Annotated in this window: 12 protein-coding genes; 7 read left to right on the forward strand and 5 right to left on the reverse strand. The window is 58.5% G+C overall.

From position 1 onward, the window contains the following. Positions 1–53: 53 nt before the first annotated feature. Both CA832_RS04575 and CA832_RS04580 read left to right on the forward strand, forming a co-directional pair. Positions 54–1487: a sulfatase family protein gene (locus tag CA832_RS04575; RefSeq protein ID WP_198944439.1), complete on the forward strand. Its 1434-nt coding sequence runs from the start codon at positions 54–56 to the stop codon at positions 1485–1487. A gap of 1 nt (position 1488) precedes the next feature. Next, a complete protein-coding gene (locus CA832_RS04580) occupies positions 1489–2193 on the forward strand; it encodes a tRNA1(Val) (adenine(37)-N6)-methyltransferase (protein ID WP_088340358.1) in 705 nt (234 codons plus the stop codon). On the opposite strand, the gene CA832_RS04585 is transcribed toward CA832_RS04580, so the two are convergent. Continuing rightward, the gene (locus CA832_RS04585) at positions 2171–3502 is read right to left on the reverse strand and encodes an amino acid permease (RefSeq protein WP_088340359.1); all 1332 of its coding nucleotides are present in this window, start codon (positions 3500–3502) and stop codon (positions 2171–2173) included. The genes CA832_RS04580 and CA832_RS04585 overlap by 23 nt on opposite strands. 52 nt (positions 3503–3554) lie before the next feature. Here CA832_RS04585 and CA832_RS04590 point away from each other — a divergent pair, with 52 nt between their 5' ends. Both CA832_RS04590 and CA832_RS04595 read left to right on the forward strand, forming a co-directional pair. Further along, the gene (locus CA832_RS04590) at positions 3555–4643 is read left to right on the forward strand and encodes an aromatic ring-hydroxylating oxygenase subunit alpha (RefSeq protein WP_088340360.1); all 1089 of its coding nucleotides are present in this window, start codon (positions 3555–3557) and stop codon (positions 4641–4643) included. 102 nt (positions 4644–4745) lie between these two features. Then, positions 4746–5924: an acyl-CoA dehydrogenase family protein gene (locus CA832_RS04595; protein WP_088340361.1), complete on the forward strand. Its 1179-nt coding sequence runs from the start codon at positions 4746–4748 to the stop codon at positions 5922–5924. 3 nt (positions 5925–5927) lie between these two features. Here the strand turns inward: CA832_RS04595 and CA832_RS04600 are convergent, their stop codons facing one another. Together CA832_RS04600 and CA832_RS04605 are read right to left on the reverse strand one after the other, a co-directional pair. Continuing rightward, positions 5928–6968: a phosphotransferase enzyme family protein gene (locus tag CA832_RS04600; protein WP_088340362.1), complete on the reverse strand. Its 1041-nt coding sequence runs from the start codon at positions 6966–6968 to the stop codon at positions 5928–5930. Positions 6969–6980: 12 nt separating this feature from the next. After that, positions 6981–7862, reverse strand: a complete 882-nt coding sequence (locus CA832_RS04605) for a nucleotidyltransferase family protein (RefSeq protein WP_088340363.1) — start codon at positions 7860–7862, stop codon at positions 6981–6983. Between the two features lie 105 nt (positions 7863–7967). Between CA832_RS04605 and CA832_RS04610 the strand changes: the two genes are divergently transcribed. From CA832_RS04610 to CA832_RS04620, 3 genes are all read left to right on the forward strand, one after another. Next, positions 7968–9323 carry a Gfo/Idh/MocA family protein gene (locus tag CA832_RS04610; protein WP_088340364.1) on the forward strand — a complete coding sequence of 452 codons (1356 nt, stop codon included), beginning with the start codon at positions 7968–7970 and terminating at the stop codon, positions 9321–9323. 68 nt (positions 9324–9391) lie between these two features. Next, positions 9392–10750, forward strand: a complete 1359-nt coding sequence (gene hemN, locus CA832_RS04615; RefSeq protein WP_088340365.1) for an oxygen-independent coproporphyrinogen III oxidase — start codon at positions 9392–9394, stop codon at positions 10748–10750. A gap of 17 nt (positions 10751–10767) precedes the next feature. Further along, positions 10768–11589, forward strand: coding sequence for a universal stress protein (locus CA832_RS04620; protein ID WP_088340758.1), 822 nt, complete (start codon positions 10768–10770; stop codon positions 11587–11589). Positions 11590–11662: 73 nt separating this feature from the next. Here CA832_RS04620 and CA832_RS04625 read toward each other — a convergent pair whose 3' ends face one another. After that, entirely contained in the window at positions 11663–13051 is a 1389-nt protein-coding gene (locus CA832_RS04625) for a Gfo/Idh/MocA family protein (protein WP_088340366.1), read from the reverse strand. A 71-nt stretch (positions 13052–13122) separates the two neighbouring features. Then, positions 13123–14388, reverse strand: coding sequence for an acetyl-CoA hydrolase/transferase family protein (locus tag CA832_RS04630; protein ID WP_088340367.1), 1266 nt, complete (start codon positions 14386–14388; stop codon positions 13123–13125). Between the last annotated feature and the right edge of the window lie 27 nt (positions 14389–14415).

The following is a 14415-nucleotide window of genomic DNA, read 5'->3' on the forward strand; positions in this document are numbered from 1 at the left end:
ACTTTACACACATCTATCAAGCTTTTAACAGTATTTGCCTTATGCACAGGAGTATGGTCTGGCTCTTTCTGCCCCTTGTTTTGTCTTTGAAGGCGTGCCATTCCGTAGTGGAAGCGCCCCCGCAGGACCCGCAGCGCCCCAATATCGTACTCATCTTTACCGATGACCAGGGCTACGGGGACGTTGGGGTTTTCGGCGCCGCGGATATCCCCACCCCAAACCTCGATGGGTTGGCGGCAGAAGGGTTGCTCCTGACCCAGTTTTACGCGTCCCAGCCCGTTTGTTCCGCATCCCGGGCCTCCCTGCTTACCGGGTGTTATGCCAACCGGATTGGGATTCACAATGCCCTGATGCCCGATAGCCCGGTGGGGTTAAACCCCCGGGAGGAAACCCTGGCCGAGGTCCTGAAGGCCCGTGGTTACCGCACCGGGATATTCGGGAAGTGGCACCTGGGTGACCACCCGGCATTCATGCCCACCCAACAGGGCTTCGACACCTTTTTCGGGATACCCTACTCCAACGATATGTGGCCGCTCCACCCGCAGCAGGGGCCGGTATTCGATTTTGACCCCCTCCCGTTATACGAGCAGCAGACCGTAATCGACACCCTGGAGGACCAAACGTTCCTGACCCGGGAAATTACCCGCCGCAGCGTGGCGTTTATTGAGGAAAACAAAGAAACCCCCTTCTTCCTCTATGTCCCCCACCCGCAGCCTCATGTCCCTCTTTTTGTCTCCGACAGGTTCCGGGGGAAATCCGGGCGCGGCCTCTATGGTGATGTCATCATGGAACTGGACTGGTCCGTGGGGGAAATCCTCGGGGCCCTGAAAAAGCACGGGTTGGAAGACAATACCTGGGTCATCTTTACGTCAGATAACGGCCCGTGGCTTTCCTACGGGAACCATGCAGGTAGTGCCGGCCCCCTGCGGGAGGGTAAGGGCACAGCCTGGGAGGGCGGGGTACGGGAACCCACTATTATGCGCTACCCGGGGAAACTCCCGGCGGGGGAGGTGCGGGATACCCCCTTTATGGCCATTGACCTGCTCCCTACCATAGCAGGGCAGGCGGGCGCCCCCCTACCGGAGCAGCCCATAGACGGGAAGGATATCTGGCCGGTGCTTACCGGAAGGGAGCAGGCCTCCCCACATGAAGCCTATTTCTACTATTACCGGGTCAATGAACTCCACGCCGTCCGCAGCGGCCCCTGGAAATTGTACTTTCCACACCGCTATCGGTCCATGGAAGGACAGCCCCCAGGGAGTGATGGCCTCCCCGGGGAGTATGTTTATTTCGAACTACAAGCCCCGGAGCTGTACAATTTGCAGGAAGACCCCTCCGAAACCCGGGAGGTCTCCGGTTTACATCCGGATGTGATGGACCGGCTCACGCGGCTTGCAGACAGCGCAAGGCTCAGGTTTGGGGATGCTCTTACCGGGGTGGAAGGAACGCAGACCCGACCCCCGGGCCGGGTAGAGGAAAGCCAGTGATATGTCCGTTTTTCGGTTTAAAACGTTTGCCGTTGCCCAGGATGGGGCAGCCATGAAGGTGGGGACCGACGGGGTCCTTCTGGGGGCGTGGGCGCCCCTTGACGGGAACCCTCAGGCCATCCTGGACGTGGGTGCCGGGACGGGACTCCTCGCCCTTATGCTGGCCCAACGGTCTGCAGCCGATACCATCGATGCTGTGGAAATCGATGCCGAAGCCCATGCCACCTGCGTGCAGAATTTTGAGGCCTCTCCCTGGGCAGACCGCCTGTTTTGTTACCATGCCAGCCTGGCGGAGTTCGCTGCCGAATTCGGCCCGGAGTACGACCTGGTCATTTCCAACCCCCCATTTCATGCCGAGACGGTAAGCAGCGGGAAACCGGCCCGGGACCAGGCCCGCCAGCAACACGCCCTCCCGTTTCCCGAGCTTCTGGAAAGTGTCGCTGCCCTGCTGCGTCCCTCCGGACAGTTTTCCCTTATCCTGCCCTACAAGGAGGAAGGGCCCTTTTTGTCGCTTGCTGCCAGGTATGGGTTTTACCCGCAAGACGTTTTACGGGTGTGCGGGAGGTCCGGTGCCCCTCCTAAACGCAGCCTGCTGCACCTGTTGCGCCACCCCGTGGAAACCCGTGTCCGGAACCTGTGCATCCACGACGCCGGCGGGGCGTATTCCGAAGCCTACCGGCATCTTACCCGGGATTTTTATCTGTAGGTGGGGGTTCCTTTTTCCGGGTGGCCATATAGGCATAGACCGGGACCCCCGAAAGCAAAAGGACCATGCCCCAAAGGACGGCGTTTTGCCCTGCCCCGTAAACCGCCCAGGCCGAGAATGCCAGGGCAAGCCACCCCAGGACCCATACCCCTGCTTTCTGACGGGATTTCCCCGACTGGCCCGAGAGGCGAAGATAGGCTGCAGCGCTGAAGAGATAGGGGACCAGGGTGCAGAGGGTAGAGAGCAGGATCATAAAGCTGAACTGTTCCACCAGGCTTTCCGAGAGGTGCATCAGCACCAGGAGGGAACTCAGGACACTGCCTGCAACAAGCCCGAAAACCGGGACTTCGTGTTTGTTTTCCCTGCTGAAAACAGCCGGGAAAAGCCCGTCCCGGGCTGTAGCGCGGCCGACCTGGCTTTGGATCAGGATCCAGCCGTTGAGCGCCCCGAAGGCGGCAACAGCCATCCCGCCGGCAACCAGGCCCCCGCCCCAGGGCCCTGCCAGGAGCCGCATGGCATCGGCAAAGGGGGCGGGGGATGTGGCGAGTTCGGCCAGGGGGATCATCCCCATAACCGCCAGGGTACTCAGGACATAGACCACGGTGGCAACCAGGGTCCCCAGCAGGGTGGCTCTCGGGATGGTTTTATTCGGGTTCCGGACCTTGTCTGCAGGAACCGTGGCGCTTTCCAGCCCCAGGAAGGCATATAGAGTAAGGGCTCCGGAGGCGGCAATAGCCCCGAGGCCGGTACGGCCGCTGGTATTAAAGGGCAGCAAGTGCTGGGGGTCGAACATCAGGAGCCCGCCGAAGATTACCGCTGCCATCGGGAGGAGTTTCAACAGGGTGGTGACCACCTGCATACGGCCGGAACGGGTAATGCCCAGGGCATTGACCCAGGTGAGCAGCCATAAAGCCGCAAGGCCGGTGCCCACACCTGCCAGGGGGTGGGTTTCCAATGCGGGGAACAGGACTCCCATGGCGCCGATGAAGGCCACCGTTATGGCGCCGTTGGCAATCCAGATTGAATTCCAGTAGCCCCATGCCACCAGGAACCCGGCAAACGGCCCGAACCCGGCACGCGCATAGGCATAGGGCCCGCCGATACTTCCCCGGACAATGGTGCTGAGCCTGCCCAGCACGCGTGCCAGGATCAGGGCCCCAACGGCAGATACCCCCCAGCCCACAAGGCCAATCCCTCCCAGGCCGGCCAGGGCGGCGGGGAGCAGAAAAACCCCGGCCCCGATCATGTTGCCCACCACCAGGGAGGTGGTCATCCATATGCCAAGCTTGTTTTCTTTACCGGTATCCATGGCCTGGGGTTAGGGGGAAATCCATACATTTAGGGGTATTGAACTGGCGCAGATGGCAACATCATTTTTTATAGACCCGGACATCCGGAAGGCTTCTACCCTGCCTGCTTCCTTTTACAGGGACCCTGAGGTATTCGAGGCCCTTAAAGAAAAGGTTTTTTACAAATCCTGGCAATGTATTGGCGATACCGGGCTCCTGGGGGATGAGGATACCGCCTGCCCGCTGGTCCTGTTGGAAGGGTTCCTGGAAGAACCCCTGCTGCTGACGCGGGCCGCTTCGGGAGAAATGCATTGCCTCAGTAATGTATGCACCCACCGGGGCAACCTGGTGGTGGGGCAGAAGGGCCGGTACCGGAAACTGGTATGCGGGTATCACGGGAGGCGGTTTGCCCTGGATGGGCGCTTTGAATTCATGCCCGAATTTGCAGAGACGGAAGGCTTCCCGTCTGAGTGCGACCATCTGCCTGTGCTGCCCTTGAAGCAGTGGGGGCCCTTTTTGTTCGCCGGGTTGGAGCCGGGCTATGACCTCGACCCGGTGCTTGCCGCCATGGAGGAGCGAGTGGGCTTTATGCCGCTTTCCGCGTTGGTGGAGGATCCGTCCCGGAAGAAGGAATTTAAAGTGAAGGCCCACTGGGCGCTGTACTGCGATAATTTCCTGGAGGGGTTCCACATCCCCTTTGTCCACGAGGCCCTCAATGAGGTGCTGGATTACGGGGATTACCAGACCCTGCTTTTCGAACATTGCAACCTGCAGATCGGATATGCAGACGGGGAGCAGGAGGTTTTTGACCTTCCGCCTGGGCACCCGGATTACGGCCGGGATGTGGCGGCGTATTACTACTGGGTCTTTCCAAACGCCATGTTTAACTTCTACCCCTGGGGCGTTTCCGTCAATTGGGTGGAGCCTGTGGATAAGGGGCTTACCCGGGTGGTTTTCAGAAGCTATGTCTGGGATGCCGACAAGCTGGATAAAGGTGCCGGCTCCGGGCTGGAACAGGTCGAACTGGAGGATGAAGAGGTGGTGGAAGGGGTGCACAAGGGGATTCGTTCCCGGTATTATAAGGCCGGTCGGTTTTCGCCCACCCGGGAGATGGGTGTCCACCATTTCCACCGCCTGCTTGCCGATTTCCTGGGCCGGTAAAAGGGGTGTATTTTTGTACTGTCAGACACGCGTTAAATTTGTAACAATACATAGGCCGTTTGTTGGTTTTATCTACCTTTGGGCCTGTTAAATGTCCTTTGCATGAAACCCGATCTTTTTGAAGCCCCCGACTATTACCTTCTGGATGATTTGTTTACAGAGGAGCACAAGTTGGTCCGCGACGCAGCCCGCAGCTGGGTCAAGCGTTCGGTATCCCCCATCATTGAAGACTACGCCCAGAGAGCGGAGTTCCCGACCGAAATCATCGCCGGGTTAGCCGAAATCGGAGCCTTTGGGCCGTATATCCCTATGGAATACGGGGGGGCTGGCCTGGACCAGATTTCCTATGGGCTGATCATGCAGGAAATAGAACGCGGAGACAGTGGGGTCCGCTCCACGGCTTCCGTGCAATCTTCCCTGGTGATGTATCCCATCTTTGCCTATGGCACGGAGGAGCAGAAGCAGAAGTACCTCCCCAAGCTGGCCACAGGGGAACTCATGGGTTGTTTCGGGCTTACCGAACCGGACCACGGTTCCAACCCCGGGGGGATGGTCACCAACTTTAAGGATAAGGGCGACCACTTCCTGCTCAATGGGGCCAAGCTGTGGATCTCCAACGCCCCCTTTGCGGATATCGCCGTAGTGTGGGCCAAGAATGAAGAAGGGCGCATCCACGGGCTCATCGTGGAGCGTGGAATGGAAGGGTTTACCACCCCGGAAACCCACAATAAATGGTCGTTGCGGGCTTCTGCCACCGGCGAGCTGATCTTCGATAACGTCCGGGTGCCGAAAGAGAACCTGCTTCCCGGTAAGAGCGGGTTGGGCGCCCCCCTGGGCTGCCTGGATTCGGCCCGGTACGGGATTGCCTGGGGAGCCATTGGGGCTGCCATGGACTGCTACGATACCGCCCTGCGCTATGCCAAGGAGCGGGTGCAGTTCGACAAACCAATTGCCGCCACCCAGCTGCAGCAGAAGAAGCTTGCCGAGATGGTTACCGAAATTACCAAGGCTCAGTTACTGGCCTACCGCCTGGGCCAGCTCAAGAACGAGGGGCGCGCCACCACGGCCCAGATTTCCATGGCCAAGCGCAACAATGTGGAGATGGCCCTGAAAATTGCCCGGGAGGCCCGGCAGGTACTCGGCGGGATGGGCATCACGGGCGAATACCCCATCATGCGGCATATGATGAACCTCGAGTCGGTGGTAACCTACGAGGGTACTCACGACATCCATTTGCTTATTACGGGAATGGATATTACCGGAATAAGCGCCTTTAAGTAGGCCTTACCGGACTTGGGTCAGGTTTCGGAGTTCCTTTATCCGGGCCTTGCTGGCTTCGGCCAGTGACAGGAGGTTCCTGGCCCTGACCAGGTTTTGTTCCCGGTAGGTGATCTGGTAGTAAACGTCTCCGGCGAGAAAATCCGCAAGGGCACGAATCCCGTGCAGGAGCGGCATCAGGACCAACCCCCAGTGCAGCCAAAGCTGTTCCGACGGGGTAATTTCCACCCCACTTTCCATAAAGCCCCGTGTAAAAGCCGCATAGGCCTCGAGGTCGGGCACAATAGGATCCTCGCCCCTGTAATCTTCAGGGTATACCGTTACCACGCTCCTCACCGCATCGCCGAAATCCCAGAGCAATACCCCGGGCATGAGGGTGTCCAGGTCTATCAGGCACAGGGCTTCCGGGCGGTCTTCCCGGAAGAGGATGTTCTTCATGACCGGGTCGTTGTGGCAAATGCGCAGGGGAAAGTCCTTCAGCGGGATGTCCCGGCATGCCTGGGTCAGGGAGGTGGCCAGCTCCAGCCAGGCGCTGGCCTCCCGCTTCCGGTCCGGAGCAGCCTGTCCTTCAGCTTCAACCAATTCCCGGAACCTTTTCTCAAGGTCGTGGAAGCCCGGCAGGGGCGTACTCAGGTGCTCCACCGGTACATCGCGAAGCAACAGGTGGAATTGCCCCAGGATGCGCCCGGCTTCCCGGGCAATGGCCGGATCGGAGCTGTTGGGGTATGTCCGGGTCCCGGGGATATAACTAAACACCCTCCAGAATCCCAATTCAGGATCGGACACCCAGGAGTTGCCACCGGAGGTTTGCATCAGTTCCACCGTCGCATAACCCGGCCCTTTAAGGTGGGGCAGTACCACCTTCATATTGTCCATCATGGCTTCCGGTTGCGGAAATACCTCAGAATTCAGCCGTTGCAGGATGTAGGCCGGCTGCCCGTCTTCCCATACCTTGAAGGTCTGGTTGATGAGCCCACCCTCGAGGGGTTCCACCTGCCCGGGGCGGATCCCGTAGCGGTGCAGGACGGAGGTGAGGGCGGTATCCATTCGGATCGCTGTTTACCAGAGGGGAGAGGGGTACTTGCCGCCCTGGGTGAGGGACTTCAGGGTAGAGACCGCAAGGTCCTTGTCTGCCGCATAGGTGACCCCGAACCAGTCGCTTCCGGAAGGGATGACTTCTACTTCTGCCATCCCCTGCCGCAGCATATCCTGGATTACGAATGGGAGGTAGATTTCCCCTTTGGTGGGGTCAGCTGCATGTTGCAGGAAGGCCCTGAAATCGGATTCGATTTTAGGGAAGATACTGGGCTGGCAAACCCAGAAATTCATGCTCACCAGTTCCTTGCCGGTAAATTCCAGGCCGCTGTCTGCGTCGTGCACCCGGTTGCCTTCCCGGATGATTTCGGTGCGCTCATCCACAGACTGCAATCGGTTGCCATCCTGGCTGCAAACCCCGCGCGAAACCGAACCGTGGGGAGACAGGGTGTCTTCCAGGGTATAGGCCACCAGTCCAAAGGAGGCGCCGGAAGACGCGCCCGAAATAAAGGAAGCGGCACGGGCATAGGCCGGTTGTCCGTAATAATCGTCTGCATTGATCACGGCAAAAGGGTTGGTAATGACGTTGCGGGCCGTCCAGACGGCATGGGCGGTGCCCCAGGGCTTGGGGCGTTCCCCTGCAAACTGGGTACCCGCAGGCAGGTCGGTGAGTTCCTGGGCCAGGACATCGAGGCTCACATGGCCCGGTAGGCGGGAACCGAGGTATTCCTGGAGGAATCCTACGTTATCTTTTTGGGTGATGACTACAATATGGTTGAACCCGTTGGCGATGGCGTCGTAAATGCTGAATTCCATGAGGAACTCGCCATTGGGGCCCAGGTCGTCGAATTGTTTGAGTTTTCCGTAACGGCTGCCGCGTCCGGCGGCCATAAGCAGTAGGGTCATACCAGGTATCCTTTTGGTGCCCAAAAATAAGGTTTTGAATGGGAACTCCCCCCCGGATGCCCATTATTTCATACCTTCCAGTACACAAAACCAAACCCAGTTTTTATGGAAACCCGCCGATCCTTCCTGCGTAAATCTGCCCTTGCGGCAACCGCTGTTGGCGTCTACCCGCTTTCCGAATCTGCACTGGCCGGGGCACCTTCCGGGGAACTCCGTGTTGGGCTTATAGGGGTAGGCCTTCGTGGGACCAACCACCTGCGCAACCTTTTGCTGCGAGACGATGTCCGCGTCACGGCTCTCTGCGATACGGACCCCGCCCGCCTGGAGCTGGCAGCCCAGGCCATCTTGGAGGCCGGGAAACCCAAGGCGGCGGTCTTTGGGGAGCACGAGCATTCTTACCGGGATCTCCTGGCGCTTGAATCTGTAGATGCGGTCATTATTTCCACCCCCTGGCTCTGGCATACGCCTATGGCCGTAGACGCCATGAAGGCGGGGAAGTACACGGGCCTGGAAGTGTCTGCCGCCACCACCCTGGCCGAGTGCTGGGATCTGGTGGATACCCACGAGGCCACCGGAACCCACCTGATGCTGCTGGAAAACGTGAATTACCGCCGCGACATCATGGCCGTATTGCGGATGGTCCGGGAAGGGGTGTTCGGGGAATTGGTCCATTTTCGCTGCGGGTACCAGCACGACCTGAGGGAAGTGAAGTTCAACAACGGGAAACAGCCTTATGGGGGTGGGGTGGAATTTGGAGAAAAGGCGATTTCCGAAGCCCGCTGGCGTACCTTCCATTCCCTGAAACGCAATGCCGATGTTTACCCCACCCACGGCCTGGGTCCTGTGGCGGCCATGGCCAACATCAACCGGGGCAACCGCATGGTAAGCCTGACTTCCTCGGCCACCAAAGGAATAGGACTGCATAACCATATTGTGGCCCAGGGAGGCGAAGACCACCCCAACGCATCCCTGAAATTCATGCAGGGGGACGTCATCACCACCACAATAGGGACCGCCCAGGGGGAAACCATCATTGTGACCCATGACTGTAACCTGCCCAGGCCGTATTCCCTGGGGTTCCGGGTACAGGGGGCCCGGGGGCTCTGGGAAGTAGACGGCAGCCGGATATATATTGAAGGCCGCTCCGAGCCGCACCGGTGGGACGAGGCAGCCCCCTGGCTGGAGCAGTACGACCACCCCCTGTGGCAGAAATACGGGGAGTACGCCACCGGCGCCGGCCACGGGGGGATGGACTTTTTTGTCCTCCACGCCTTTGTGGAGTCTGCCAAGGCCGGGATCACCCCGCCCATAGACGCCTACGACGCGGCGGCCTGGAGCGCGATCACCCCCCTCTCTGAACGCTCCATAGCCGAGGGAGGGGCACCCCAGTATGTCCCCGATTTCACAAGGGGCCGCTGGATTCGCCGCTCGCCCTATAACTGGATCAAAGACACCTTTTAGCGCCCGGCTGATTTTTATCATATTTTCCACACAGTGGCCTTGGTAGATTTGTATCAAACAGCAACATCATGTGTGGATTGGTACAAAAATACAATGTCCCGGGGCCGCGGTATACCAGCTACCCTACCGTGCCGTATTGGGACCCCGAGGGCTTCTCGGGCCGGAAATGGAAGGAGTCCGTTACGCGTACCTTTAACGAGACCAACGACTCCCAGGGGATATCCCTTTACATCCATTTACCTTTTTGCGAAAGCATGTGCACCTTTTGCGGGTGCCATAAGCGCATCACCCGCCAGCACAGCGTGGAAGTCCCCTACATCCAGGCCCTTCTGAAGGAATGGAAACTCTACCGCGAACTTTTTGGCAAACGCCCCGTTATTCGGGAATTGCATTTGGGCGGCGGTACCCCTACCTTCTTCTCCCCGGAAAACCTGCAAATGCTCATCCGGGGGCTCTTCCGTGAAGCCGACAGGGCTGCCGATTGGGAATTCAGTTTTGAGGGCCACCCGGGCAATACCACCCGGGAACACCTGCAGGCCCTGTACGACGAGGGCTTCCGCCGGGTATCCTTCGGGGTGCAGGACTACAACCCGTCGGTGCAGCGCGCGATCAACCGCATCCAGACCTACGACCAGGTAGCCGATATTACCCGGATCTCCAGAGAGATTGGCTATACCTCAGTGGGGCACGATATCATCTACGGCTTGCCGTTGCAAACCACGGCCCACATGGCCGAGACCATCCGCAAAACAGCGGAGATCCGGCCAGACCGCATCGCCCTCTACAGCTATGCGCATGTGCCCTGGCTCAAAGGCAATGGCCAGCGCGGGTTCCGCAAGTCGGACCTCCCGGCGCCCAAAGAGAAGTTGCGGCAATACCAGCTGGGCAAAAAGGCCTTGCAGGATGCCGGGTACTCCGAGATCGGGATGGACCATTTCGCCCTCCCGTCAGACGGTCTGTACCGGTCTATGAAAGCCGGGCAGCTGCACCGGAACTTTATGGGCTATACCGTCAGCAATACCCGCCTGATGATTGGCCTTGGCGTATCGAGCATTGGCGACAGCTGGTATGGTTTTGCCCAGAATGTAAAAAGTATTGAAGAATACGAGCATTTGGTCTCCAACGGCATTTTACCGCTCATGCGGGGCCATGCCCTAACCGCAGAGGACGAGCAGGTGCGCCGGCACGTGCTGGACCTGATGTGTCGCTTCGAAACCAAGTGGGATAAAGGACTCCCCGAGGAGACACGCCGGGAAATTGAAGACCGGCTGCGGGAACCCGAAGCGGACGGCCTGGTGGTCCTGGGCCCGGATCGGTTGTCCGTAACAGAAGACGGCCGGATGTTTATCCGGAATATCTGTATGGCCTTTGACTTGCGTTTACACACGAAAGCTCCGGAAACGAGGTTATTCTCTATGACGGTTTAACCCCAAAAATGAAAGCCATGAAAACGATTATCGTACCTGTTGATTTTTCCCACCAATCCGAATATGCGCTGAAGACTGCAGCGTCCCTGGCCCGCAAGCACAAGGCAGAGATCATTGTCTTGCACATGCTGGAACTGAATTATGCCATGATCACCTCTTCGGAGGCCTACCATCCGGAACAAACGGTTTTCCTGCTGAAAGCCGCGGAAAAACGTCTGTCCGAATTCCTGGACCAGTCCTATCTGAAGGGTATTAAAATCACACCGGTAATTAAACATTACAAGGTGTTTTCCGAAGTGAACGACGTTGCCGAGAACCACAATGCGGATCTTATTGTAATGGGGTCCCACGGCACCGACGGCCTGCAGGAGATCTTCTTCGGCTCCAATGCCGAGAAGGTGGTGCGCCATTCGGATATCCCGGTACTGGTGGTCAAGAAGGACCGGCCGGACTTTAAGATCGAGACCTTTGCCTTCGCCTGCGATTTCCGGGAAGACTGCCAGGAGGCCTTCCGCAAGGCCAAGTCCTTTGCCGATAAACTCGGCGCGGAATTCCGGGCGGTGTATATCAATACCCCGGGCGACCACTTTTTGAGCACTTCCGACATCAACCAGCAAATTGCCGACTTTTTAAAAGGCGCCAAGGTGGGTATGGAGGTAGACCATTACAGCGATTACAGCGTGGAACGCGGCGTACTGAACTATTCCGAAAGCATAGGGGCCGACCTGATCGGCATCCCCACCCATGGCCGAAAGGGGATCTCCCATTTCTTTATGGGAAGCATCGGGGAGGATATCGCCAACCATTCCGGGATCCCGGTGATAACCTTCAAGATTTAAGATTTTAGTTGCTGTTATGAGAAGGGAGGTACGTCCGAAAGGATGTCCTCCCTTTTCTATTGCGGGTCTTTTCTCAGGTGAGCTTCATTGCAGAAGGGTCCCACCCCACGGCTTCGCCCCGGTAATAGCTCTCGTTGGCCAGCAGGGCAGCCCCGGCAGCCCTCAGGCCGAAGGTAGCGTCCTGTACCACCTTCCGGTTCCCTCTTATGGCGTCGAAGAAATTGAAGAAGTGGTCGTGGTGTGCCCCTTTGTATTCACGGGGCGCCTCCCATACGGTTTCCCCCAGGTCCAGTAACGCCTCCCGGCCTGGTGCGAGGGTTTTGGCGTATTCGGCGTTGAGGGCTTCCTGGTTGGCTTCCGTCTGGGCCACCATGGAATATCCTCCGGGCGCCATACCTAGGGCGGTCCGGCTTAGCTTGACCGAGCGCTGCCCCACTTCCATAGACCCCTCGGTGCCCACCATGCGGAACCCTCCGCCACCCCCGCCCCCGGCGATGAAGTTTACGCGGAAAGCTGCGTTAAAAGCGGCATGGGTAGCCGTCTTGGGGTAATCGTAAAAGGTAAGGGTTACATCCGGCACGTCCCGGCCATCGTTCCAATAGCGCAGGCCTCCTGTGGAGATAGCACGGACCGGGCCCTGGCTGTCCAGGATATGGTGCAGGGTGGAAAAGGCATGGACAAAAAGGTCGCCTGCTACCCCGGTGCCGTAATCCCGGTAGTTGCGCCAGCGGAAAAATCGGGTGTTGTCATACGGGCGTTTGGGAGCATGGCCCAGGAAGGTATCGAAGTCTACTGTATCAGGGTTGGCATCCGGGGGGATGGGGTATTGCCAGGCCCCTTCGGCCGAATACCGGTCGTTGTACATGTCCAGCATGACGATTTCCCCAATGGCTCCCGCCTTGTAAAGCTCCCGTGCCTTCTCGTTGCCGAGGGAGGACATCCCCTGGCTGCCGACCTGGAGGATGCCGCCAGTCTCCCGTTCTGCAGCGATAATTTCGTGCCCCTCGGCAGGCTTTTGTACCATGGGCTTTTCGCAGTATACCGCCTTGCCCGCCTTGAGCGCGTCGATTACGATCCGTTTGTGCCAGTGGTCCGGGGTGGCCACAATGACTGCGTCTATATCCTTTCGGTCCAGGAGCTCCCGGTAGTCGCGGGTCAGGAACAACCCGTCCCCCCAGAGTTCCCGGGCGCGCTGCAGCCGTCCGGTATAAAGGTCGCAAACAGCCGTGAGGCGTACCCCATCTACCGAAAGGGCAGACCGGGTATCGTAGATACCCTGTATCCCACACCCGATGAGCCCGAGCTGGATGGTGTCATTTGCAGCAGTCTGAATAGGGTAGTTTCTAACCAGGGGTTGGGTGCCCCGGGGGGCTGCGCTGAGGTACGGTCCTGCCGCGAGTCCCGCGGTTGCCAGCCCTGCTTTTTTGAGGAAGGCCCTGCGGTTGGGGGTAGTGTGCTTCATGGTATCTAATGGATTTTGGTCACCAAAAGATACATCAAAGCCTTGTGTGTCACAAACACTTATTTTATTCCCTACCCGAAACGCTCGTGTGCGGCTGCTTCCAGGGTTTCCCGGTGGTCCGGGTGGGCAATGGAAATCAGGGCTTTGGCGCGCTGCTGGAGGTTCTTCCCAAAAAGGTCCACGCACCCGTATTCGGTAACCACGTAGTGCACGTGGGCCCGGGTAGTGGTGACCCCGGCCCCGTGTTTCAGGAAGGGGGTTATTTTGGAGACCCCTTTGGCGGTGGAGGAGGACAGGGCGAAAATGGGTTTCCCCCCTTCGGAAAGGGATGCTCCACGGATAAAGTCCATTTGGCCTCCCACGCCGGAATACTGGTAGCTCCCGATGGTATCGGCGCAAACCTGGCCGGTGAGGTCAATTTCAATGGCGCTATTGATGGCCGTAACCCGGGGGTTGGTCCGGATATTGGCGGTGTCGTTGGTATAAGCCGCCTCCCGGAAGTGGACCAGGGGGTTGTCGTCTATAAAGTCGTAGAGTTTTTGGGAGCCTGCAGCAAAACTCGTTACAATCATGTTGGTGTCGATTTTCTTGCAGGCCCCGTTGATGACCCCGGAGTGGACCAGGGGGAGGATCCCGTCTGAGAACATTTCGGTATGGATGCCCAGGTTTTTATGTCCCCCCAGGTTCTGCAACACAGCGTTCGGGATGTTGCCGATCCCCATCTGCAGGGTGGCCCCGTCCTCTACCAGGGAAGCGACGTTGCGGCCTATCTGGGCCTCGGTCTCCGAAATGGGGAGTACGGGGTAGGCGTGGATGGGTTCCGAAACTTCCACCAGGGCGTCAATCTGCTTGATATGGATGATCCCATCCCCATGGGTCCGGGGAACCATGGGGTTGAGCTGCGCAATAACTTTCTTGGCTTTCTGAACCGCAGGCAGGGTCACGTCCACCGACGCCCCAAGGGAGCAGAAGCCGTGCTTGTCCGGAGGGGAAACCTGTACCACGGCCACATCTACGGGCAGGATGTCGCGCCGGAACAACAGGTGGATTTCACTCAGGAAAATGGGGATGTAATCCCCCTGGTTGGTATTGACCGCCTTGCGGACATTCCCCCCTACAAAACAGGTGTTGATGCGAAAGGCTTTCCGGTAGGGTTCCTGGGCAAAGAGGACTTCCCCGTCGGTATGGATGGAGATGATTTCCACATCCCGGAGCTCCTCATGCCGCCGGCAGATCGCATTGATAAGGGTGTTCGGGGTCATGGCTGCGCCTTGTACAAAAATGCGGGTGCCGGATTGTACATAGGCTGCAGCCTGTTCTAATGAGACTACGTTCATGGTTGTTTTTTATGGGTGGTGTTCCGG

Origin of the sequence: Robiginitalea sediminis, from assembly GCF_002198115.1 — a bacterium.
Lineage (GTDB): Bacteria > Bacteroidota > Bacteroidia > Flavobacteriales > Flavobacteriaceae > Robiginitalea > Robiginitalea sediminis.

What these genes read in the sequence shown, in the direction of transcription:
- CA832_RS04575 (WP_198944439.1), top strand. Translation starts at nt 54, where the DNA reads ATGGTCTGGCTCTTTCTGCCCCTTGTTTTGTCTTTGAAGGCGTGCCAT.
- CA832_RS04580 (WP_088340358.1), top strand. Translation starts at nt 1,489, where the DNA reads ATGTCCGTTTTTCGGTTTAAAACGTTTGCCGTTGCCCAGGATGGGGCA.
- CA832_RS04585 (WP_088340359.1), bottom strand. Translation starts at nt 3,502, where the DNA reads ATGGATACCGGTAAAGAAAACAAGCTTGGCATATGGATGACCACCTCC.
- CA832_RS04590 (WP_088340360.1), top strand. Translation starts at nt 3,555, where the DNA reads ATGGCAACATCATTTTTTATAGACCCGGACATCCGGAAGGCTTCTACC.
- CA832_RS04595 (WP_088340361.1), top strand. Translation starts at nt 4,746, where the DNA reads ATGAAACCCGATCTTTTTGAAGCCCCCGACTATTACCTTCTGGATGAT.
- CA832_RS04600 (WP_088340362.1), bottom strand. Translation starts at nt 6,968, where the DNA reads ATGGATACCGCCCTCACCTCCGTCCTGCACCGCTACGGGATCCGCCCC.
- CA832_RS04605 (WP_088340363.1), bottom strand. Translation starts at nt 7,862, where the DNA reads ATGACCCTACTGCTTATGGCCGCCGGACGCGGCAGCCGTTACGGAAAA.
- CA832_RS04610 (WP_088340364.1), top strand. Translation starts at nt 7,968, where the DNA reads ATGGAAACCCGCCGATCCTTCCTGCGTAAATCTGCCCTTGCGGCAACC.
- hemN (WP_088340365.1), top strand. Translation starts at nt 9,392, where the DNA reads ATGTGTGGATTGGTACAAAAATACAATGTCCCGGGGCCGCGGTATACC.
- CA832_RS04620 (WP_088340758.1), top strand. Translation starts at nt 10,768, where the DNA reads ATGAAAACGATTATCGTACCTGTTGATTTTTCCCACCAATCCGAATAT.
- CA832_RS04625 (WP_088340366.1), bottom strand. Translation starts at nt 13,051, where the DNA reads ATGAAGCACACTACCCCCAACCGCAGGGCCTTCCTCAAAAAAGCAGGG.
- CA832_RS04630 (WP_088340367.1), bottom strand. Translation starts at nt 14,388, where the DNA reads ATGAACGTAGTCTCATTAGAACAGGCTGCAGCCTATGTACAATCCGGC.